The following is a 22,137-nucleotide window of genomic DNA, read 5'->3' on the forward strand; positions in this document are numbered from 1 at the left end:
CCTACCGGGTATCCACGCTCACGTCGTGTGTCGCCACATGACGGGCACAACCATTCGCCACTCGCCGCCTGTTGGGGTCAGCGCACGAACCACCGCCTCGTACCCTCCGGGAAGGTGCGCAGCGCACTGATGCTAACCCGTTCGGGATCAATGTGCCGCGGAGATGAGCGAGCGGAGCTTCTGACGGGTTTCGGGGTCCGTCGAGTAGACGACCGTTCCGATCATGCCCCGGGTCAGGAGCACCTTGTACGTGTTGCGGATGAGTCGGTCGACGTCCTCGTCCGGCGTGGCCTTCGTGAAGGAGGGGTCCTTCGAGGCGGCGCGATCGACCACCCACCGGTCGGTCCGCCAGACCAGGTCCGGGCCCATGATCACGCCCGACCAGTCGTACTCGAAGCCCTGAGCCGTGTACACACAGCCGACCTGGCCGACGCCGGCCGGATCGGTGGCCCAGAGTGGAGCCGGCGGTGCCCCCAGAACGGATCGGTCCCCGTACAGGTTCCACGGCTTCGACCAGTCGCCGATGACCACATCAGCAGGCAGCGTCGTCATCGCCGAAGTGATCTTCGTGGTCCACCTCCAGCAGTAGCCGGCTGAAAGCCGGGCGCCGTACCCGTGCGCGCGCTTGCCGTCCAGGAAGGCATCCAACTCCTGAGGGCTGTCCACCGTCAGCAGCTGTACCTTGCCATCCGGCTCCCACTCGATCGGCCCCTCGCCCTCCAGGCCCAGGAGACCGGTCACCCAACGCAGATAGGCGTCGCTGCCTCCGCACCGGAACTGGCTGTCCAGCTCCACCAGCGTGAAGTCCACCTTCTGCTCGGCCGCGGCCTGCCTGATCTGCTCGACGGTACCCATCTCGCCGGGACGCACCACCTGGTGCTGGTCGAGGAGGAACACCGGGACACGAGCCGCGTCGATCAGCTCCGTTACCTGTGGGCGCCCGGAGCGCAGCGAGGCCTTGGTGTAGCGGTTGGCAGAGGTCTTGCGGAGCCGGTGCGCCTCGTCGCAGACGAGTACCTCGATATCGTTGGGCTCGGCCTCCATGAAGCTGTTGAAGTAGCGGAACAAGCGCTGGACCTCGGGCTTGCGGGCGCCCGCGACCTTGCGCATGGTTTTCGTGAACGACTGCGATCCGGTGGCGTGAAGAGCTGGCACACCGCGCCGGTACAGGTCGCCGAGCACGGACAGGGCGATCACGCTCTTGCCGGATCCGGGCCCGCCGGTCACGACGACGACCTGCTTGTGGTTGCCGCGTTGCGCTTTGCGGACGGCTGCCATCACCGTCTCGTAGGCGAGCCGCTGCTCGTCGAGCAGTACGAACTGTTCCCGGTCGCGGACCTCGTCCGCAGCCACGGCCATCAGCTGCTTGGACGGCCGGACCCTGGCTTGCAGGAGGTCGTCGGCGGCGGCAGCACCGGGTTTCGCGGCCAGCCTCAAGTGCAGGTAGTCGAGGAACGCACCGCGCTGATCGGCGGTGAACATGCGGCCGCGGTGGTCCTCTTCGACCTCGCGCAACCCGGCGACCCTGACCTCGGCTGCATTGTGCAGGAACGCCACTCCGGAGACGGATTCGGGGTTCTGCTCGAGAGCCCCGTTGAACGAAACCAGGTAGTCGCAGTAGCCCCGTACCTGCTCGATAGGGTTCAGCACGGGCTCGCCGTAGGAGGGCACGCTGCACCGCAGCGGATCGTCGTCCACGGGCTGGGCCTCGGTCCACTGCTTGAGTTCCACGACGATGTACGACGGCTCGCCGGAGACCGGATGCACCCCGGCCAGTATCACGTCCGCGCGCTTGCTCGTCAGCGGCAGCCCGTACTCCAGCAGCATCTCGACCTCACCGAGACCCGCTTCGACCAGAGCGTGTGTGAGCGCGGGAATGCTCCGCTCCCAGGAGCGAACCTCGGCAGCGTGTGGCTTGTAGCCGTGCCGGTGAAGGAAGTTCTCGCTGAGAAGCTCCGCCAGCCGTCCCTCAAGGGCAGTGCGGTTGGCCAAGGACGCGGCGGATTCACGGAACAGCAAGAAATCGCCCCCAGGCAGCATGGAGTAGCTCGTGCGGGTGGGGGCATGTCCTTCTGTTCCACGGAGGTGGAGCGGAAGCCCGGCGGGCCGCTGAGATTGTCTCCGTCATCTTATGACAGTGCGTGGATCATGCAGCCGGACGAGGAATCAAGGTCTGGGCCTTGGGAGCCCTGGGACGGCAGTGCTGTTCATGGCGCTGCGTGAAGGGCGAGCAAACAGAATCGGGCGCTTCTGCAGCGGCTTGGCCGATGGCCGAAACCGCGCTCTTTCCCGGCGTGCCATGACTGCTCACCCTGATGACAGAGGCGTAGGGCGTGAGAAGCGTCGAAGGGGGAACCGCCATGGCCGGACCGCTGTACGTTCCCGTTCTGCCAACCCGGCCGCATGCGGTCAGTGCCTATGCTCGGCTCCGGCCGGACGTCCAGAACGGGTTAACGCCCGTCTGGAATCTGCCGCCACACCCCGGGCTCTCACCGACCGAGCTGGCTGCGAAGGTACGCCAGGACCTGTCCGCTGTGTCCAGGGCCCAGAGGTACCGCCCCGCCTGGCTGGACGCCCCTTTCGCAGGTGAGGAGGAAATACCCGTACTCGCCGAGCTGATGTCGGAAGCGAGCGCGTTCGGGCTGCTGCGCCCGGTGACCGGGCCTGAAAGGCCCGAGGAACAGCAGGCCATGGCACTCGCGACGGCCCGGACGGCCGGTGACGGGCTGGGTGTACGCGTCCGGGTTCCGGGGGAATGGGACGGCCGTACCAGCGACGATGTACGCCATCTGCTCGAACGGGCCGATCCGGTAGTCCGGGTGGATCTCCTCCTGGACCTGGGCGCCGTACGGGCAGACAGGCCCGACGCCGGCAAGGAAGCACTGCGCGCGCTGGACTCCCTCATCCCGCTGGCGCCCTGGCGAACCGCCGCGGTGCTCAGCGGCGGCTTCCCCAACGTCACGGCCGACATGCTGGAGCACGGATTGTGTGAAGTTCCGCGAACGGATCGGAACACGTGGCACGAGATAGCTGCCGGCGGCCGCGCGTACCGTGAGCTGCTCAGCTACGGCGACTACGGAGTACAGCCCGCCGAAGCCATCAGCCGGCTCCCTCGCTCGGCCGGGGGTGGACCGTCCTGGGGCTTTCTGCGCTACACGCTCGACGAAGCCTTCGTCCTCGGGAGGGTGCTCGCGTCGGGCGATGGCCGGACCGTACACAACCGTGCAACTGCCCACGAGTTCTTGGTGTATCCGGGCTTCCGCGGGCCGACTGCCAGCAGTGGCGAAACCTGGCTGCGTGACTGCGCGCTCGGTCTCGGCGCACAGGGAACGGGCAACTTCGGCACGTGGCTGTGCGTGGGCAACGTGCAGCACATGACCTACGCAGCGCGGTACGTGTGACTTGCAGGAATCCTTGCTCCCAGCGTGGAGGGCATCATCGAGCTGCTCGTTGCGGATCACCTCGCGGGCGTGGCCGGGAGGCGTGAACAGGCGGCCCGCGACAGGGGAGCTACAAGCCGTGCTGGTCCAGCCGTATCGTGAGCTTTCGCTTGCGTTTTTGGACGGTGCGCAGAGTGGTCATGTAGGTGGTGAATGCGTCCTCCGTGCCGAGGGCTCGGTGGCAGGCGCGGGCGCTGAGGAGTAGTTCCGTCAGGTGCTCGTACGTGGTGTCGCCGGTCCGGGTGAGGAGCGGGCCGATCAGGCGGAGGTAGACGTCCAGGGCGTCGGCGGGGCGGTCGTCCCGGGTGAGGTCGGCGAGGGTGAGCCACTGGCTGCTGTCGGCGTAGCCCGCCGCGGCTGCTTCCCAGGCCGCGTCGTGGTCGCCGTCGTCGAGCAAGGCGTCGACCAGGGCCGAGCCTGTGGGGCCGAGGCTCTTGCGGGGCCGGGCATCCGCGCGAAGAGTCTCCAACGCCCGTGTCCGCTCGGTCTCGTTCCAGCAGCCGACCGCACGGGCTGTCGTACGCAGGTCCCGGTATGCCGCCAGAGTGCGACGGTGAAGCAGTGCGGTGCGGCGGATGGGGACCACGTCGGCTCCACGGCCGGCCCGGGTGTAGCGCTCGCACACGAAGTCCGGCAGGCGGCTGTCGGGGCCGTGTTCGGGGTCGGCCTCCCGCAGGCCGCGTTCGGCCCACTCCAGGGCCTCGGCCGGGCGGCCGGCCCGCTCCAGATCCTGGGCGATCAGCAGGTGCCTGGCGCCCGATGGGGCCAAGTCCGCCGCGTGGAGCGCGATCAGCGCGTCCACACTTCCTTCGGCGCGCATCAGCTGTTCCATGAGATACCTCTCCGCCCAGCCCTTCGGGTTGTCGCGCAGGGCCGCGGCGGCCCGTTCGTGAGCCTGTGCCAGGCCCGCCGCGCCCAAGGCGTCCGCGTAGTCGGGCAGCAGGACGCCGGTGACTTCGCCCAGGTCGCCAAGGAGATGGTCCACCAGCCAGTCGGCGGTCCGGACCGGGTCGGGGCGAGCTGTCCGGCAGGCTTCCAGGTGCGCTGCGGCCAGCTCGGTCGCCACGCTGCCAACGACCCCGTCCGAGTCGTCGATCCCTCCGTACGTCCGGGCGAGGGCCTCGATCGCGTCCCGTGCCACCTCCACTGCTTCCGTTGCCCGGCCGGTCTCCGTCAGGGTGCGCAGAGCTACCACCGCCTCTGCCGCCTGCAGCCCGTAGGCGTGGGCATCCGCGTACTCGACGTAGCCGTACCGGGCGAAGGGCCGGGTGTCGAGCAGACCAAGGATGTGCTCGCGGACGGCGCCGAAGTCGTCTCCAGCAGTGGCCGCGCGAAGTTCCAGTCGGTGGCGCAGGTCACGGTTGCCATCGATGTGCTCCTTCACCAGAGAGAGCAGTTCGTCCCGGCTGCGGGATTCCAGCCAGGCGGTGAGCTGCCTACCGCGAGACGTAGCGGCGGCCCGGTGCCTGGGAACCGAATCTGCCTGTTGCAGGACCGTCAGTGCCACCGCCACGCAGTGCTTGCAGAAGTTGCCCTCCTGCCCGTATGGGCAAGTACATCGGCCGGTGAGTCCGTTCGCCTGTTCCGTCAGCTCGACCTCGTACGCGTCGGTGCCGTCCACGATCGCGGTGATCGACCTCTGGCCGATTTCCATCGCGGACACCGAAGACACATAGGCGAGACCACGCTCGAACGACCGGGACCCCGCCAGTCGACGTAGCTCGTCTTCGTCGAACCCCAGCACGTTGTTCATGGCTCCCATTGAACGGGCTCGGGCACGTGCGCGGCCGCGGTAGGGGAACTTTCGTCGCAGCGCCTGCGGCGCCCTCGGCTTTCTCGCTCGTCACATCGGAGTGGCCCGTGACGCTCGTTTGACGCACGGACGCACCGGCCAAGTTGCAGAGTGCAGTCTGACCTGCGGGCTTCTTGACCTCCAGGCCTGTGTATTCCTTCCCGATGACCCACCAGGTGGAGTGCGTGGCGATCCTTGAACCGGTGGCGAAGGGCGCCTGACCTGTGGGTTTCCCGGCTCACCGGTCCCTCGGTGGGTCAGGAGGCCCGTCCGGGACGCCTCGTCCGCGGCCCGTGCCCGCTCCAAGGCCCTCCGTGGAGGTACGACGTCGCCGAACGGTCCGGCCCGACGCGGAGCGTGGGGCCGCCGACGCCTGCAACGGGGGTGGGCACGGCCGGGCGGTATCCGTGAGGGGGCGGCCGTCGAAGCTCGTGCCGTGACTACATGCCGCGTACCCCTTGCTTCTCCAAGGCCTTGCGCAGCGCACGCACGGCGTAGAAGGCACGGCTCTTGACGGTGCCGGGCGGGATGCCGAGGTGCTCGGCCGCCTGGGCCACGCTGCATTCCAGGTAGTACATGAGGCGGATGACGGTCCGGTGCTGCTCCTTCAGCTCGCGCAGTGCCTCCAGCACCGCGTGTGAGGTGAGCGTGGATTCCGTGCCGTCCCAGGATGTGTCCAGGTCCTCGGCCGCCATCAGATCCAGCGGCCGAACCTGCCGGGCCCGGTGGTGGTCGATGACCAGGTTCCTGGCCACCGTGAACAGCCAGGGCCGGACGTGTTCGCCGCGGGCGCTCAAGAGCCGGGCGTGTTTCCATGCGCGCGCAGCGGTCTCCTGGAGGATGTCCTCCGCCCTGTGCCAGTCGCCGTCCAGCAGCCGCGCGGCATACCGGACGAGCAGAGGGCCGTACTGCTCGTAGACGTCTCGTATGAAGGCGTCGCCATCGGTGTCGTCCCAAGGGATGGGCCGGTCAGGTGCCCGCGTCGGAGCGAGGGTCGGAGCGGGAGTCGGAGCGAGGGTGGCGGTCCCCGCCTCCATGATCGCGGTCGCGTTCATGGGTGTTCCCCATTTCGTTCGAGTGTGCTGTGGCGTGCTCGCCCACCTGCGCGGGGGAGTGGCACCACACTCGGCGGGACCTCTCCGCCAAACCTTGTCGTCTCCTTGTCGCGCCGCCTGTCCGCCCTTGCCGCCCCACCGAGATCACGCCGGCGGTGAACCGCGGCGCGGGGTTGCTCGTAGAAGCGGTGACGGCCGGGCACATGAGAGCCCTTGCCGGTCGTCGGCCGTGTCGGCATTTGGCGGCCGCCGGCAGGGCGCGGCAGGGCGTTTTCCATGCTGTGTCGCGTTTCCCGCGCCGCGCCGGGGTTTCCCAGCGGAGCCGGATCCGCCTCGCCGGCCCCATGCCCCCATACCTCCCCAGGGCGAAAGCCCTCACGCAGAAGGACATCGAAGATGCGCATCACCCGACCGACCAGGCCTGCCCGACTGCTCACCCTGCTCGGTGTCGCGGCAGTCGGCCTTTCCGTGACGGCCGCGGCCCTGCCCGGCCGGGCCGAGGCGTCGGACCGTCACCAGGGGACGCGGCCGACGATCGTGCTGGAGCACGGGGCGTTCGCCGATGCCTCCAGCTGGGACGGGGTCGTCGAGCGGCTGCAGCGGGCCGGCTACCCGGTGGTGGCCGCCGCCAACCCGCTGCGCGGACCGGCCACCGACGCCGCTTACCTGCGCAGCGTCGTCCAGCACATCGACGGCCCGGTGGTCCTGGTCGGCCACTCCTACGGCGGCACCGTCGTCAGCCAGGCCGCCGCGGGCCTGGAGGACAAGGTCAAGGCCCTCGTCTACATCGCCGCGTTCCTGCCCGACACGGGCGAGAGCTCGCTGGGGCTGACGAACAAGTTCCCCGGCAGCACCCTCGGCCAGGTCGTCGTTCCGGTGAACTACGAGCTTCCCGGCGGCGCCTCGGGCGCCGACGTCTTCATCAAGCCGGACAAGTTCCACCAGCAGTTCGCCGCCGACGTTCCGGCGGACCAGGCGAAGCTCATGGCCACCGGGCAGCGCCCGATCGCCGCCGCCGCGCTGGAGGAGAACTCCACCCAGGCCGCCTGGAAGACGATTCCCTCCTGGTCGCTGGTCACCACCGAGGACCGGAACATCCCCGTGGCGGCCCAGCGCTTCATGTCGGCCCGCGCCCACGCGCGTACGACTGAGATCGACGCCTCGCACGCCGTGTCCGTCTCACGTCCCGGCGCCGTCGCCCGCATCGTGGAGAAGGCGGCCCGTACGGTCCGCTGACCGGCCTCAGATCACGTCGCCAGTCCCTTTTCGGCCACACGGTGAACCGCGCCCACCCCGTCACCGTTTCCAGGGTGACGAGGTGCCGACGCCGGACACCCGTGGTCAAGGCCCGTACGGCCCGCCGACCGCAAGCGAGCCACCAGCGCGCAGTACACCCCTTATCGAGAGGCAGCAACCACCATGCCGTTCATCACCGTCGGCCAGCAGAACTCCACCGCCATCGACCTCTACTACGAGGACCACGGCGCCGGGCAGCCGGTCGTGCTGATCCACGGCTACCCGCTCGACGGCCACTCCTGGGAGAAGCAGGCCGCAGCCCTGCTGGAGGCCGGTTACCGGGTCATCACCTACGACCGGCGCGGATTCGGCCGCTCCAGCCAGCCCACCACCGGCTACGACTACGACACCTTCGCCGCCGACCTGAACACCGTCATGGAGACCCTCGACCTCGACGACGCCGTCCTCGTCGGCTTCTCCATGGGCACCGGCGAAGTCGGCCGCTACCTCGGTACCTACGGCTCCGCCCGGGTCGCCAAGGCCGCCTTCCTGGCTTCGCTGGAGCCGTTCCTGCTCAAGACCGACGACAACCCCGAGGGCGTCGACGGGAGCGTCTTCGAGGGCATCAAGCAGGCGGTCACCGCCGACCGGTACGCCTACTTCAGCGCGTTCTACCAGGACTTCTACAACCTGGACGAGAACCTCGGCACCCGGATCAGCGAGGAGGCGGTCCGCAACAGCTGGAACGTGGCCGCCGGTGCCTCCTGGTACGCCTCGCTGGCCTGCGTCTCCACGTGGACCACCGACTTCCGTGCCGACATCCGGAAGATCGACGTGCCGGCGCTGATCCTGCACGGCACCGCCGACCGCATCCTCCCCATCGAATCCACCGGTGAGCTCTTCCGCAAGGCGCTTCCTCAGGCCGACTACGTCGTCGTCGAGGGCGCCCCGCACGGCCTGCTGTGGACCCACGCCCAGGAGGTCACCGACGCCCTCCTCGCCTTCCTGGCCAAGTAGGGGGCGGCGGCCTCTCACCGGCCGTACGGCGCCCCTCACGCGCCCCGTCACCGTTCGACGGTGACGGGGCGCCGTCTTGGGAGCCCACCGGAGTCCTAGGGCCTGTCACTCCCGGGCACCGGGAGCTTGTGGCCGTGACTGGCGGCCGCCCTCTCCGGCACGGTGGGCGTGGGGTCCGCGTCCATGTCCAGGGCGGTGAGCCGGTCACGGACCTGCTGGGCGCTGTGGGACATGGCTCGCGCGCCGGCGCTTTCGAGGGCTTGGACCCAGTCCGCCCGTGCGCCTTCCCGGTCACCCATGGCCAGCCGGGTGTCGCCCAGTCGCATCAGTGTGCCGATGGCGTTCCTGTGGTCACCCAGTTCCTCGAACGCCCGCGTGGCCCGCAGATAGGTGGCCACCGAATCCTCGTAACGGCCGAGCAGACGGAGGTTGTACCCCAGAACGTCCCAGGCCTGCGCCAGTTGCCACGGTGCGTCCAGGCGCTGGAACAAGGCCATGCTCTCCTCGATGTACAGAAGGCTTACCTCGAGCTGACCCAGGTTGCAGCGGAACCAGGCGAGTTCGCCGAGACACTCGGCCAGCCACAACTCTTCGCCGGTCTCCCGGGACAGCTCCAGTCCCCGCTCGGAGAACGTCACGGCCTCCTGGATCCGGCCGAACAGGAACAGCGCGCACGCCGTGACGTAGTGGGCTCGGGCCTGATCACCGGTCGCGTCGAGCTCTTCGAAGATCGTGGTGGCGAGTCGCAGGTGGTGCAGGGCTTGTTCCTGGTGGCCGAGATAGCCCTGGACGCCGCCGAGGTGGCGCAGGCAACGGCCTTCTTCGAGGCGGTTGTTCTGGCGCCGGGCCACTTCGAGGGCTGGGGTCAGCGCGGCGATGGCTTCGGGCCAGAATTCCTGACGGTGGAGGTAGTCCTTGAGTGACCAGGCCAGCCCGGTGGTGTGGTGGTCCAGCTTCTGGCTGACGGCGGTGTGGAGCAGGCCGGCCAGCACCTGGTGTTCGGCGGCGAGCCATCGGGTCGCCTGCTTGACGGTGGTGAGGTTCTCCGGGGTGACGCCCGGGCCGGGGGTACCGAGGTCGAGTTCGGGTGTGGTGTCGTGCTTCAGGAGCTGGTTCGCCGCGTAGGCGGTGAACACGTAGTGGTCCAGGACCCGGAGCGTGGCGTGGTGGCGTTCTCCGGTGGTGTCGTGGGTGTGGGTCAGTTCGGTGGCGTAGCCGCGCAGGAGGTCGTGAAGGCTGTAGCGGCCGGGCAGCGGTTGCTCCACGAGGCAGGAGCCGACCAGGCCCGCGAGCGCGCGGCGGGTTGCGGGGAGTGGAAGGCCGGCGAGGCCGGCGGCGGCGGGGGCCGTGATGTGGGGACCGGGGTGCAGGGCCAGGAGGCGCAGGAGCCGGGCCGTGGGCTCGTCCAGTGACTGGTAGGACCAGGAGAAGACGGCGCGTACGTCGGTGGTGGAGTCGAAGCCGGTGAACGCGTCGAGGCCGCCGTGCGTGTCCCGCAGGTCGTCGACGATGGCCTGAAGGGGGAAGGAGGGATCGAGTTCGGCGCGGGCGGCGACCACCGCCAGCGCCAGGGGCAGCCGTCCGCACAGGCGGATGATGTCGGCCGTGGCGGTGGGCTCGGCGGCCAGTCGCTCGGTGCCCAGGCGTCGCTCGAGGGCCTGGTGGGCCTCCGCCTGCGAGGGCAGCGGGAGAGTGAGGGGTTTGGCACCGTCGGTGGTGATCAGGCCCGGAAGCTGGTTGCGGCTGGTGATCAGTGTGAGGCAGCCCGCTCCCCCGGGGAGCAGAGGGCGTACTTGTTCCTCGTCGCGGGCGTTGTCCAGGACGAGGAGGATCCGCCGGTCGGCGAGGAGACTGCGGAAGAGCGTGCTGCGGCCGGGAGTGTCCTCGGGGATGCGCTGGGGAGGAACGCCGAGGGCGGTGAGGAAGCCGTGGAGGGCGTTGCCGGGTTCGACGGCGGGCGCGTGGGGGTGGAAACCGCACAGGTTGACGAAGAGCTGTCCGTCGGGGAAGGAAGAGGCGATGCGGTGGGCGTGGTGGACGGTGAAGGTGGTCTTGCCGACACCGGGAGCACCGCTGACGACGACGGCGGCGGCAGCAGTCGTTCCGGGGCGGTCCGGTACACCGCTCACGGACGACAGCCATGCGCCCTCGGCCTCGCGCCCCGCGAACGCCGCCAGACTGCACGGCAGTTCGGCCGGACGTACCCGGTGCGGCGACGTGGTCCCTGCGGAATGCGCAGCCGGCTGGCGCCTCGCATCGGACCGGTCGGCGGCATCGGCCGGTTCGTCGTCGGCCGGGCCGACGGGTGCGGTCGCCTCGTCCTCCAGCGGTATCCCGGACGTGGGGGGTGCGAGCGGGTCGCGCCGGTGTCCGGTATCCCCGTCGGCGACGGACGCCCTGCCGGAGACGGATGCCGCGCCGAACCTGTTCGGCTCATCGGCTGGGCGAAGGGGTGGCAGGTCGTGGTGGAGGATGCCGTGGTGCAGCGCGCGCAGGGACGGGCCGGGTTCTAGGCCGAGTTCGTCGGCGAGGTGCCGGCGCAGGTCGGTATAGCGCTGCAGGGCTTCTGGGTGCCGGCCGGCAAGGTACAGGGCACGGAGCAGCAGGACCCAGCCGGTTTCCCGCAGGGGATGCTCCGTGGTCATCTCCTGTGCCGCGTCCAGGGCCTCGGTGATCCGTCCTTGCAGGAGCAGGGCAGTAGTGCGGATCTCGCGGGTGGACTGCCGCAGTTCTTCCAGGCGTGCCGCCTCGTTGACGGCGAACAGGTGGTGCGCGGCGTCGGCGAGGGCGGTGCCGCGCCACATCTCCAGCGCTTTTCGGGTCTCCTCCAGGACGCGTTCGGGCCGGCCCTGGTCCATGAACCGGTGTGTCTGGGCAAGGGCACGCTCGAAGCGCACGGTGTCACGGCTCTCGGGCGGCACCCGCAGGGCGTAGCCCAGGGGTTCGGTGACCAGTACCTGGCAGGTGCCCTGTCGGCGCAGGTGCCGCGGTTCCAGGACCGCGCGTATCGTGCTGACGTGGGCGTGCAGGGAGGCCATCGCTCCGCCCTGCGCCCGTCCCGGCTGCTGCGGCCACAGGTCCTCGCACAGCGTCTGCGGAGCGACCGCCCGGCCGTCGCCGAGCAGCAGGCGGACCAGCAGCAGCCGCTGCCTGCGCCGGCCCGGATCGAGTACCGCGCCCGCCCGTCGTACCACCAGCGGACCCAGCAGCCCGAAGTCGAGACCCTGCACCGGAGTTGTCACCGTACCCACCCAGAATCCCGCTCGAGGAGAGGCCCCCGTCGCCCGCTGCCCGCATACCGGACAGGACATTAGCAGGATGTCACTCCGTGTGATCGTTGGCGGTCGGCTCGAACCCCCGTCGCGGGGGCGTCCGGACCAGCGTCCCTCGCCTTCGACGGCGCGTGAACCGGCGTGACCTCCGTTCCGTTGACTGATCGAACAGTCGTCGTCAGGAGTGGGGAAGAGACATGGTCGATGTCGAGGGAACGAGCACCGCCCGGTTCGAGCCGGTTCGAGCGGCGCTGGCAGAACATCTGCGATCAGGGGAGGAGTTGGGGGCGTCGATCGCCGTCGACGTCGGCGGAGTCATGGAAGTCGATCTGTGGGGTGGGCACGCCGATGCGGCGCGGACCGCTCCCTGGCGCCGGGACACGCTGGTCAGCCTGTGGTCGACCACCAAGACCCTGACCAGTCTGGCGGCCTTCGTCCTCGTCGACCGGCAGGCACTGGACCTCCACCGCCCGGTCGCGCACTACTGGCCCGAATTCGCCGCTCAGGGCAAGCAGGACATCGAGGTGCGGCATGTCCTGGCGCACACATCGGGGCTCTCCGGCTGGCAGCAGCCCTTCACCATGGACGATCTGTACGACTGGCCGACCGCGAGCGCCCGACTGGCCGCGCAGGCGCCCTGGTGGGAGCCGGGCAGTGCCTCGGGCTATCACGTGCAGACCCAGGGACAGCTCGTGGGAGAGCTCGTCCGGCGGGTCAGCGGACGTACCCTGACCGAGTTCGTCGACACGGAGATCGCCAAGCCGTTGCGAGCCGACGTCCAGATCGGTGCGCGGCGGGCCGACTGGCCGCGCATCGCCGAGCTGGTGGCCCCGACGCGGCTCTCCGCAATACCCGCCGGGCTCGATCCCGAGGGAATCTTCACCAAGACCTTGCTCGGAAGTCCTGCCCGGGACGAGCACGTCGACACACCGCAGTGGCGCCGCGCGGAACTCGGCGCCGTCAACGGACACGGCAACGCACGGGGCATGGCCCGCGCCCTCTCCGTGATTTCAGGAGGCGGCCGGGTGAACGGCCACCGTCTCCTCTCCGAGGAGACGGTGGAGAAGGTCCTCGACGTACAGGCGGACGGAGTCGACCTGTTCCTGGGCGTTCCCGTGCGCTGGGGCGTCGGCTTCGCGCTCGCCGATGCGAGGACGATGCCGCACATGCCCACCGGAAGGGTCTGCTTCTGGGTCGGCCGGGGCGGTTCGATCGTCATGATGGACCTCGACCGGCACGTCACGTTCTCGTACACGATGAACAGGCTGGGCGACGGGCTCCTAGGCTCGGAGCGCACCCACAGCTACCTCAGGCACGTCTACGAAGTCCTGGACTCCACCGGCTGAGGCCCGGCCGCTCCATCGTCGAGCGTCCCTCAGGGGCGCCGGAGGGACGGCCGGCCCGCCCGGGGACCGTCCTGGGCGGGCCGGGGTTCAGGGAGTGTCGCCCGGTTACGGGCGGGACGTGAGGTAGCCGCCCATGGACTTGAAGTAGATCGAGGCCGGGAGTTCCGTGCCGTCTTCCGTGCGGACGCTCGTGATCGCCAGGCCGTGGTTCCGGCCCGTGCGGGCGTCCGCGCCGGCGACGATGACCACGCCTTCGCCCTCGCGGTAGAAGATGCGGCCCGGGGTGCCGCCGTAGCGGCCCTCGGAGACGACGGCCGTCAGGATCTCCAGGCGCTTGCCCTTGTGGAAGGTGAAGGCGGCGGGGTAGGGGGCCGACTGGGCGCGGATCAGGCGTTCCAGGGTCTCGGCGGGCCAGGACCAGTCGATCCGGATGTCCTCCTCGGCCCTCTTGTGGAAGAAGGTGGCCTGGGAGCGGTCCTGCTTCGTGAACTCGGTCCGGCCGGACGCGATGAGGTCGAGGGCGCCGATCGTCACCGGGGCGATCAGGTCGACCGTCTTGTGGAAGAGGTCCGTGGTCGTGTCCGTCGGGCCGACGGGGATCGAGCGCTGCATGACGATGTCTCCGGCGTCGAGCACCTCGTCCATCATGTGCGCGGTGACGCCGACTTCGGGCTCGCCGTTGATGAGGGCCCAGATGAGGGGGGAGAAGCCCGCGTACTTCGGGAGGAGGGAGTCGTGCACGTTGAGGGTGCCGTAGCGCGGAAGCGTGTAGATGCGCGGGGGGATCCAGGTGCGCCAGTTGTTCGCGACGAGGATGTCCGCGTCGGCTTCCTTGAGTTGCTGGAACAGTTCCTCGTCGTCGGGGCGGTTGCGGATGACGACCGGGACGCCGTGCTCCTCGGCGAGGTCGGCGACCGAGTCGCTCCAGATCTTCTCGTAGGCGTGCTCGCTCTTGGGGTGGGTCACGACCATGACGACGTCGTGCTCGGAGTCCAGGAGCGCCTTCAGGGTGCGATGGCCCCAGGTCTGATAACCGAACATGACGACCCGCATCGGGGTTCCTCCTCAGAGAGCGAATGAGCAAAGGCAAGTAAAGCAAGGCTTACCTAACGGCGCAACAGCCCCGATTCTGGGCTTGATTGACCCGACTGTGGGTTCGATGTCCGGTTTGTCTGGTCGACAGGTCGTCTGGATCAGGTTAGCTTTACCTAAGTTCCACTCGGCTGCCGGTCACCGGTGCGCCTGGACTCCCCTTTTCCCCCACCCCTGACAAGACGCCTGGCAGGCGGCTGTCCCGCACCAATGGGAGTGACATGTCACAGGCTCTTCCTGGCGACGCACCACTGATCCACGACCTGATCGGTATCGGCTTCGGGCCGTCGAACGTCGCCATGGCGATCGCGCTCAGCGAGCACAACGTGCGCGTCGGAAGGCAAGAGGCGGTCACCGCTCACTTCTTCGAGCAGCAGCCCCGCTTCGGGTGGCACCGCGGAATGCTCATCGACGACGCGACGATGCAAGTGTCCTTCATGAAGGACCTGGTGACGCTCCGGAACCCGACCAGCGAATACAGCTTCCTCTGCTACCTGCAGGAGAAGGGCCGGCTGATCGACTTCGTCAACCACAAGAACCTGTTCCCGCTGCGGGTCGAGTTCCACGACTACCTCGAGTGGGCCGCGGCCAAGGTCGACGACATGGTCTCGTACGGCCACCAGGTCGTCTCCGTCGAGCCCGTGCTGCGCGAAGGCGTCGTGGAGTACCTCGACGTGACGGCGCGCTCCGGCGACGAGGTCGTCGTCCACCGTGCGCGCAACCTCGTCATCTCCACCGGGCTGCGCCCGGTCATGCCGGAGGGCGTCGAGCGGACCGAGCACGTCTGGCACAACACCGACCTGCTGACGAAGGTCGACGCCCTCGAAGGCGGCGAGCCCAGCCGCTTCGTCGTGGTCGGCGCCGGCCAGAGCGCCGCCGAGAACGTGGCCTACCTGCACCGCCGTTTCCCGCAGGCCGAGGTCTGCGCGGTCTTCTCCCGCTACGGCTACAGCCCGGCGGACGACAGCAGCTTCGCCAACCGCATCTTCGACCCCCAGGCGGTGGACGAGTACTTCACCGCCCCGGAGGACGTCAAGCAGCGGCTGATGGGCTATCACGGCAACACCAACTACTCCGTGGTCGACATCGACCTCATCGACGACCTGTACCGGCAGTCGTACCAGGAGAAGGTGCTCGGCACCGAGCGGCTCCGCTTCCTGAACGTCTCGCGCCTGACGGGCGTCGAGGAGACGGCCGACGGCGTCCGTGCCACCGTCACGTCCCTGGTCACCGGCGAGGAGAGCGTGCTCGACGCCGACGTCGTGGTGTGCGCCACCGGTTACCAGCAGGCCGACGGCCTCGGGCTGCTCGGCGAGGTCGCGGACCGCTGCCACCGTGACGACCACGGCCGGGTCCGCGTCGAGCGCGACTACCGGGTGGCGACCGACCTCGACGTGAGCTGCGGCATCTACCTCCAGGGCGGAACCGAGCACACCCACGGCATCACCTCCTCCCTGCTGTCCAACACCGCGGTACGGGTCGGCGAGATACTCGACTCGATCCTCGACCGGAACCTCAAGGCCGTGCCCGACCAGGCCCGTCCGGTCGCCGGGGGAGCCGGGAACGGCGCCCGCCAGGCGGCCGTCTGACAGACCGGCTCCGGCCCGTTGCCGTGCCTGTGGTGCCTTCGCACCGGCAGGCACGGCAGTACTGTTTGCAAGCCGCAGATCCACGAAGAAGGAATGTCCGTGCCCCCTGGTACCCGTCGCCGCACCGGCAGCCCGCCCGTCAGCCGACGCGTGATACCCGGGGGGCCCGCCCCCGTACCCGGGCGTCCTGCCGCACGTATCGGATGCCCCGCACGTACCGGACACACCGCCCGCCCCGGACGCAAGGGATGAGCCGCGTCGACATGAGCACCACCACAGTCGAACGCCCGGCGCCCTCCCGGGTCGTCGCGCAGGCCCGGCGGCGCCGGGTCGTGGGGCTGGGAGCCCTCCTCGCCGTGCTCGTGGTCGCGGCGGTGGTGTCCCTCGCCGTCGGTGCGCGGGCGCTCAGCCCCGCCGAGGCGTGGCACGGGCTCTTCGCCGATCCCGACCCCGACCAGAAGCTCTCCGAAGCCAGGCTCATCATGAGGACCGTACGGGTGCCCCGTACGGTCCTCGCGATCGTGGCGGGCATCGCGCTGGGCGTCAGCGGGGCACTGATCCAGGGATACACGCGCAACCCCATCGCCGACACCGGCCTGCTCGGGGTGAACACCGGCGCCTCGTTCGCCGTGGTGTCGGCGATCGCCCTGTTCGGACTCACCAACCCGTTCGAGTACGTCTGGTTCGCCTTCCTGGGGGCGGCGCTCGCCGGAGTCGTCGTGTTCGGGCTGTCGAGCATCGGCCGGGGCGCGGGAAATCCGCTGACGCTCGCTCTGGCCGGGCAGGGGGTCACGGTGTTCCTGCTGGCGATGACGACGGCGGTCGCGCTGACGGACAAGGCGGCGCTGAACGCCCTGCGGTACTGGAACGCCGGGTCGGTGGCCGGCGTCGGGTTCGACGTCATCTGGCCGGTGACCGTATTCATCGGGGTCGGGCTGGTCCTGGCGCTGGCCACCCTGCCCTCCGTCAACCTGCTGAACCTGGGCGACGACGTGGCCCGGGGCCTGGGTGTGAACATCGCGCTGATCCGGACCGTCGGCATCACGGCCATCACGCTGATGGCCGGCGCGGCCACGGCGGCGTGCGGCCCCATCGCCTTCCTCGGACTCATGGTGGCGCACACGGCCCGGTACCTGGCAGGGCCCGACTACCGCTGGCTGGTGCCGTACGCGGGCCTGCTCGGCGCGGTCGTCCTTCTGGTCTGCGACATCGTGGGACGCGTCGTGGTGCGGCCGGGAGAGCTGGACGCGGGCGTCCTCGTCGCTCTCCTCGGCGCCCCGTTCTTCGCGGTCCTGGTGTGGCGGGGAAAGTTCAAGAGCGCATGAACGTGACAGTGGTGAAGCCGTCGGTGGCACCGGGTGTGCGGCTCGGCGGCATGTCGTTCGTCTGGCGGCCCAGGGTCGTGCTGGTCACGCTGCTGCTGATGGCGGCGGCCTTCCTGGTGTTCTGCCTGTCCATCGCCGTGGGGGACTTCCCCATCGGCCTGCCGCAGGTGGTGGCCACCCTCTTCGGCGGGGGCGAGCAGGTAGACCAGTTCGTGATCATGGACCTGCGCATGCCGCGGGCGCTGGCCGGGCTCGTCGTGGGCATCGCGCTCGGGATGTCCGGGGCGATCACCCAGTCCATCGCCCGCAATCCGCTGGCCAGTCCGGACATCCTGGGGATCACCGGCGGCGCCAGCGCGGTGGCGGTCTGCCTGGTGACGGTGTCGGGCGGGGCCACGGCCGCGGTCGTCAGCTCCGTGGGGCTGTCCGGGGCGGCGCTCGCGGGAGGCCTCGGCACCGGACTGCTGGTGTACTTCATGGCGTGGCGGCGCGGGGTCGACGGCTTCCGGCTCATCCTCATCGGCCTCTCCGTGAGCGCCGTGATGGAGGCGATCACGACCTGGCTGCTGGTCACCGCCGACATCAGGGACGTGGCGCGGGCCCAGGCGTGGCTGGTCGGCTCCCTGGACAACCGGTCGTGGGACGAGGTGGGGGTGGCCCTGTGGGGCACGCTCGTCCTCGCGGTGGTCGTGGCCTGCGTGGCCTTCCAGTTCAAGCCGCTGCACTTCGGCGACGACGTGGCCGCCGGCCTCGGCGTCCGGTACGGGCTGGTACGGGCCGTCCTGCTGCTGTGCGCGGTGCTCCTGGCCGGCTTCGCGGTGAGCGCGGCGGGACCGGTCCCGTTCGTGGCCATGGTGGCGCCGCAGGTGGCGATCCGTCTGACGAAGTTCCCCACGCCGCCGTTGGTGGCGTCCGCCGTGGTGGGTGCGCTGCTGCTGCTCGGCTCGGACCTGGTCGCCCGTACGGCGCTGCCGATCAGCCTGCCGGTCGGCGTGGTCACCGCCGCGATCGGCGGTCCCTTCCTCATCTACCTCCTGGTGCGGGCGAACCGCCGCTAGGTGATAGAAAGGTTAGGCAAGCCTAAATAGAGGGGGAGCCGTGGTCGCTCAGTCCATCACCGAGATCGAGGCCGGGGCCGAGGGCGTCCCGCGGCTGGTGGCCAGGGGCGTCACGGTCGGGTACGGCGACCGGACCGTCATCGACGCCCTCGACGTGTCGGTCCCGCCGGGGGTGGTGACCACGATCATCGGCCCCAACGGGTGCGGGAAGTCGACCCTGTTGCGGACCCTGTCACGGCTGCTCAAGCCGACCAGCGGATCCGTCGTGCTCGACGGCGAGGACATCGCCCGGCTGCGCACCCGGGACGTGGCGAAGAAGCTCGGCCTGCTGCCCCAGGCGCCGGTCGCGCCGGAAGGCCTGACCGTGGCCGACCTGGTCGCCAGGGGCCGGCATCCGCACCAGAGCTGGCTGCGCCAGTGGTCCTCGGACGACGCCTCCGTCGTGGAACGCGCGCTGGCCATGACGGGGGTGGCCGACCTGGCCGACCGTCCCGTCGACGCGCTCTCCGGCGGCCAGCGTCAACGCGTATGGATATCGATGACCCTTGCTCAGGGCACCGATCTGCTGCTGCTCGACGAGCCCACCACCTATCTGGACCTGGCGCACGCCATCGACGTGCTCGACCTGGTCGACGACCTGCACGAGTCGGGATGCACCGTGGTCATGGTGCTGCACGACCTCAACCTGGCCGCGCGCTACAGCGACAACCTGATCGTGATGAAGGCCGGTTCGGTCCTGGCGCAGGGTCATCCGCGCGAGGTGCTGACCGCCGAGCTGCTGCATGAGGCATTCGGCCTGCGTGCCATGGTGATTGACGATCCGGTGGGCGACCGGCCGCTCGTCGTGCCGATCGGGCGGACCCACGTCCGGAGCGAGGGCGTCCAGAGTGCGGGCAGCTGAAACGAGAGCCTCGTAACTTAGGCTAGGCTTACCTCACTTCCCCGGGGTACGGTTTGCCTGCCCTAAGTGGGGCCGCAGTGGACAGCACGAAAGCAAGGGATCCCGCATGCTCCTCGACCGAACGACACGTATGAAGCCCTGGCGGCAGCTGGCGGCAACCGTGTCCGCCGCGGCCCTCGGTGTAGGCCTCCTCGCTGGGTGCGGTTCCGACTCTGCGGACAAGGACAAGAAGAAGGACGACAGCGCCAACGCCCCCGCCGCGACCGGTGCGTTCCCCGTCACCGTCGAGCACTTCTTCGGCTCCACCGAGGTCAAGAAGGCCCCCCAGCGGGTCGTCACCGTCGGCTACACCGACGACCAGACCGTCCTCGCGTTCGGCATCAAGCCGGTCGGCATGACCGACCAGTACCCGAACCCGGCCGGTCAGAGCCCCGACATCAACACCCAGTGGCCCTGGGTGAAGGACAAGTGGGGCGAGACCAAGCCCGAGGTCATCATGAACAACGGTGACACCGGACCCAACTTCGAGAAGATCGCGGCTCTGCGCCCCGACCTGATCATCGCGGTCTACTCCGAGGTCGACCAGGCCGCCTACGACAAGCTCTCGAAGATCGCCCCGACGGTCGGCCGCACCAAGGCCGAGAAGGAGCCCTTCAGCGCCAAGTGGCAGGACAACGCCCTCCAGATCGCCAAGGCGGTCGGCAAGGCGACCGAGGGCAAGGCGATGGTCCAGGGTATCCAGGACAAGCTCGCCGCGGTCAAGAAGGCGCACCCCGAGTTCGCCAACCAGACGGCCGTCGCGGTGTCCTGGTACAAGGACGCGGTCAACCCCTTCACCACCACCGACGTGCGCGGCCAGCTCCTGACCGGCATGGGCTTCAAGGGCCAGACCGAGCTCGACAAGATCTCGGACGGCAAGTTCTCCTTCGCCCTCTCCCCGGAGCGCATGGACCTCATCGACGTCGACCGCGTCTTCGTCGTCAACGACAAGGCCGACACGGACGCGCTGAAGAAGTTCGACCTGTTCGCCAACCTGAAGGTCACCAAGGCCAACAAGGTGTCCTACCTGCTCGACAGCGAGGGCCCCGCGGCCGGTGCGGCCATGTCGCAGGCCACCCTGCCCGCCCTGCCCTTCGCCATCGACGAGCTCGTCAAGTCGGTCGGCTAGGTGTGAGCACCACGGACATTCGGGTCGCCCCGGCAACCCTGCGTACGACGACCGGACGTGAAGCAGCCCGATGGGTCGCGGCCAACTGCCGCACGATGCCCTGGCTGACGTCCGGCGCCGTACTCAGCACGGTCGCCGGGGCGGCTCTCCAGATGCTCCCCGTACTGCTGCTCGGCAAGGTGGTCGACGGAGTGGTCGGGGGCGAGCCGCGCTCGATCCTGATCACGATCGGGGCGTGGATGGTGGCCGCCGCGCTGCTCGGCGCGGCGGCCACCGCCCTGTCCGCCTACCTGATCGGCCGGCTCGGCGCCGACCTGCTCGCGCACCTGCGCGAAGGCGCCGTACGGGCCGTGCTGGGCATGCCCAGCGCCCGGGTCGAGCAGGTGGGCCGCGGAGACGTGCTCTCCCGGGTCGGCGACGACGTCGCCGTCCTGTCCAAGGGCATCCGGTCCGCCATTCCCACGGTGTTCTCCGCGGGAATCCTGGTGGCCATCGCCACGGTCGGCATGTTCGGCCTCGACTGGCGGCTCGGCCTGGCCGGCGCCTGTGCGCTGCCGGCCTACGCGCTGGCCCTGCGCTGGTACCTGCCCCGGTCCGCCCCCCTCTACCGCAAGCGCGCGGTGGCCCAGGCCGAGCGCGCGCAGGCGCTGATCAGCGGGCTCAACGGCATCGAGACGGTACGGGCGCACCGGCTGGAGGAGGCCTTCCGCGAGAAGGTCTCCGAGGATTCGCGGCGGGTGCGGGACCTCGGCATCGAGGTGTTCCACTTCTTCGGCCGGTTCGTCGGCAGGGAGAACCGGGCGGAGTTCATCGGCCTGGTCCTGATCCTCGTGGTGGGCTACGCCCTGCTGGAGACCGGCTCCGCGAGCCTCGGCGAAGTGGCGGCGGCGCCGCTGGTGTTCCACCGCCTGTTCACCCCGCTGGGCGCGATCATGTTCACCTTCGACGAAGCGCAGAAGTCGGGCGCGAGCCTGACCCGGCTCGTCGGGGTGCTGGCCGAGTCCACGCAGGACCGGCTGGTGGGCGACTCGTCCGCCGCGCCGGCGGACCGGGAGCCGTACCCGGTGACGGTGAAGGGGCTGACGTTCCGGTACCCCGGAGCCGATGAGCCGGTCCTGAGCGACGTCAGCCTGACGATCCCGGCCGGCGGCTCACTGGCCCTGGTGGGTGCGACGGGCGCGGGCAAGACGACCCTTGCCGCGCTCATCGCCGGCATCGGTACCCCGGAGGCCGGGTCGGTGCTGATCGGTTCGACCGACCTCGCCGAGCTGGACGAGGCCGGGGCGAGGGCGCTGGTGAGCATCCTGACCCAGGAGACGCACGTGTTCTCCGGTCCGCTCGCCGACGACCTGAGACTGGCCGCGCCGGAGGCGACCGACGCCGAACTGCTGGCCGCGCTGGGCACCGTAGGGGCGGCCGAGTGGGTCGAGGCGCTGCCCCAGGGTCTGGACACCGCGGTCGGCGAGGGCGGTGCGCGGCTGGACGGCACCAAGGTCGCCCAGGTGGCCCTGGCCCGGCTGGTGCTGGGCCGGGCGCCCGTGGTCGTGCTCGACGAGTCGACCGCGGAGGCGGGCAGTGAGGGCGCCGCCGAACTGGAGCGGGCCGTACTGGCCGCCTGCTCCGGCCGGACCACGCTGTTCGTGGCCCACCGGTTGACCCAGGCGGTGGCGGCGGACCGGATCGCCGTGCTGGATGCGGGACGCGTCGTGGAGCAGGGCACGCACGAGGAGTTGGTGGCCCTGGGCGGCCGCTACGCGCGACTCTGGCGGGCCTGGAGAGACGCTAGTTAGGTCACCCTAATTTAGGTTAGGCTAGCCTTCGTACCTTGGAAGGGTGTTGAGTCTTC

General features: G+C 69.6%; 15 protein-coding genes. 10 read left to right on the forward strand and 5 right to left on the reverse strand.

From position 1 onward, the window contains the following. Window positions 1-147 precede the first annotated feature (147 nt). The gene (locus tag ABZY57_RS02945) at window positions 148-2,040 is read right to left on the reverse strand and encodes a DUF2075 domain-containing protein (protein WP_356507472.1); all 1,893 of its coding nucleotides are present in this window, start codon (window positions 2,038-2,040) and stop codon (window positions 148-150) included. Between the two features lie 320 nt (window positions 2,041-2,360). Here ABZY57_RS02945 and ABZY57_RS02950 point away from each other — a divergent pair, with 320 nt between their 5' ends. After that, window positions 2,361-3,401 carry a beta family protein gene (locus ABZY57_RS02950; RefSeq protein WP_356507474.1) on the forward strand — a complete coding sequence of 347 codons (1,041 nt, stop codon included), beginning with the start codon at window positions 2,361-2,363 and terminating at the stop codon, window positions 3,399-3,401. 109 nt (window positions 3,402-3,510) lie between these two features. Here the strand turns inward: ABZY57_RS02950 and ABZY57_RS02955 are convergent, their stop codons facing one another. Further along, window positions 3,511-5,193: an SWIM zinc finger family protein gene (locus tag ABZY57_RS02955; RefSeq protein WP_356507476.1), complete on the reverse strand. Its 1,683-nt coding sequence runs from the start codon at window positions 5,191-5,193 to the stop codon at window positions 3,511-3,513. A 479-nt stretch (window positions 5,194-5,672) separates the two neighbouring features. Continuing rightward, window positions 5,673-6,287 (reverse strand): sigma-70 family RNA polymerase sigma factor, encoded by a 615-nt coding sequence (locus tag ABZY57_RS02960; protein WP_356507478.1) that lies wholly within the window; start codon window positions 6,285-6,287, stop codon window positions 5,673-5,675. A 396-nt stretch (window positions 6,288-6,683) separates the two neighbouring features. Between ABZY57_RS02960 and ABZY57_RS02965 the strand changes: the two genes are divergently transcribed. Both ABZY57_RS02965 and ABZY57_RS02970 read left to right on the forward strand, forming a co-directional pair. Next, on the forward strand, window positions 6,684-7,523 hold the full coding sequence (locus ABZY57_RS02965) for an alpha/beta hydrolase (protein ID WP_356507480.1): 840 nt from the start codon (window positions 6,684-6,686) through the stop codon (window positions 7,521-7,523). Between the two features lie 183 nt (window positions 7,524-7,706). Further along, window positions 7,707-8,540, forward strand: a complete 834-nt coding sequence (locus ABZY57_RS02970) for an alpha/beta hydrolase (protein ID WP_356507482.1) — start codon at window positions 7,707-7,709, stop codon at window positions 8,538-8,540. A 95-nt stretch (window positions 8,541-8,635) separates the two neighbouring features. Here ABZY57_RS02970 and ABZY57_RS02975 read toward each other — a convergent pair whose 3' ends face one another. After that, window positions 8,636-11,782, reverse strand: a complete 3,147-nt coding sequence (locus ABZY57_RS02975) for a BTAD domain-containing putative transcriptional regulator (RefSeq protein ID WP_356507484.1) — start codon at window positions 11,780-11,782, stop codon at window positions 8,636-8,638. A gap of 227 nt (window positions 11,783-12,009) precedes the next feature. Here ABZY57_RS02975 and ABZY57_RS02980 point away from each other — a divergent pair, with 227 nt between their 5' ends. Next, window positions 12,010-13,158: a serine hydrolase domain-containing protein gene (locus ABZY57_RS02980; RefSeq protein ID WP_356507486.1), complete on the forward strand. Its 1,149-nt coding sequence runs from the start codon at window positions 12,010-12,012 to the stop codon at window positions 13,156-13,158. Window positions 13,159-13,263: 105 nt separating this feature from the next. Here ABZY57_RS02980 and ABZY57_RS02985 read toward each other — a convergent pair whose 3' ends face one another. After that, the gene (locus ABZY57_RS02985; RefSeq protein WP_356507488.1) at window positions 13,264-14,211 is read right to left on the reverse strand and encodes a methionyl-tRNA formyltransferase; all 948 of its coding nucleotides are present in this window, start codon (window positions 14,209-14,211) and stop codon (window positions 13,264-13,266) included. 260 nt (window positions 14,212-14,471) lie between these two features. On the opposite strand from ABZY57_RS02985, the gene ABZY57_RS02990 reads away from it, so the two are divergent. From ABZY57_RS02990 to ABZY57_RS03015, 6 genes are all read left to right on the forward strand, one after another. After that, window positions 14,472-15,839 carry a lysine N(6)-hydroxylase/L-ornithine N(5)-oxygenase family protein gene (locus tag ABZY57_RS02990; RefSeq protein ID WP_356507490.1) on the forward strand — a complete coding sequence of 456 codons (1,368 nt, stop codon included), beginning with the start codon at window positions 14,472-14,474 and terminating at the stop codon, window positions 15,837-15,839. Between the two features lie 263 nt (window positions 15,840-16,102). Continuing rightward, complete coding sequence (locus ABZY57_RS02995; protein WP_356507492.1) at window positions 16,103-17,164, forward strand: iron ABC transporter permease; 1,062 nt, start codon at window positions 16,103-16,105, stop codon at window positions 17,162-17,164. Continuing rightward, a complete protein-coding gene (locus ABZY57_RS03000) occupies window positions 17,161-18,222 on the forward strand; it encodes an iron chelate uptake ABC transporter family permease subunit (protein ID WP_356507494.1) in 1,062 nt (353 codons plus the stop codon). The genes ABZY57_RS02995 and ABZY57_RS03000 overlap by 4 nt, the downstream gene beginning before the upstream one ends. A gap of 40 nt (window positions 18,223-18,262) precedes the next feature. Then, window positions 18,263-19,123 (forward strand): ABC transporter ATP-binding protein, encoded by an 861-nt coding sequence (locus tag ABZY57_RS03005; protein ID WP_356507496.1) that lies wholly within the window; start codon window positions 18,263-18,265, stop codon window positions 19,121-19,123. 106 nt (window positions 19,124-19,229) lie between these two features. Beyond that, entirely contained in the window at window positions 19,230-20,291 is a 1,062-nt protein-coding gene (locus tag ABZY57_RS03010) for an iron-siderophore ABC transporter substrate-binding protein (RefSeq protein ID WP_356507498.1), read from the forward strand. A 2-nt stretch (window positions 20,292-20,293) separates the two neighbouring features. Next, window positions 20,294-22,081 carry an ABC transporter ATP-binding protein gene (locus ABZY57_RS03015; RefSeq protein ID WP_356507500.1) on the forward strand — a complete coding sequence of 596 codons (1,788 nt, stop codon included), beginning with the start codon at window positions 20,294-20,296 and terminating at the stop codon, window positions 22,079-22,081. Window positions 22,082-22,137: the final 56 nt, after the last annotated feature.

Source organism: Streptomyces sp. NPDC006450 (genome assembly GCF_040612195.1).
In the GTDB taxonomy this organism is placed as follows: domain Bacteria; phylum Actinomycetota; class Actinomycetes; order Streptomycetales; family Streptomycetaceae; genus Streptomyces.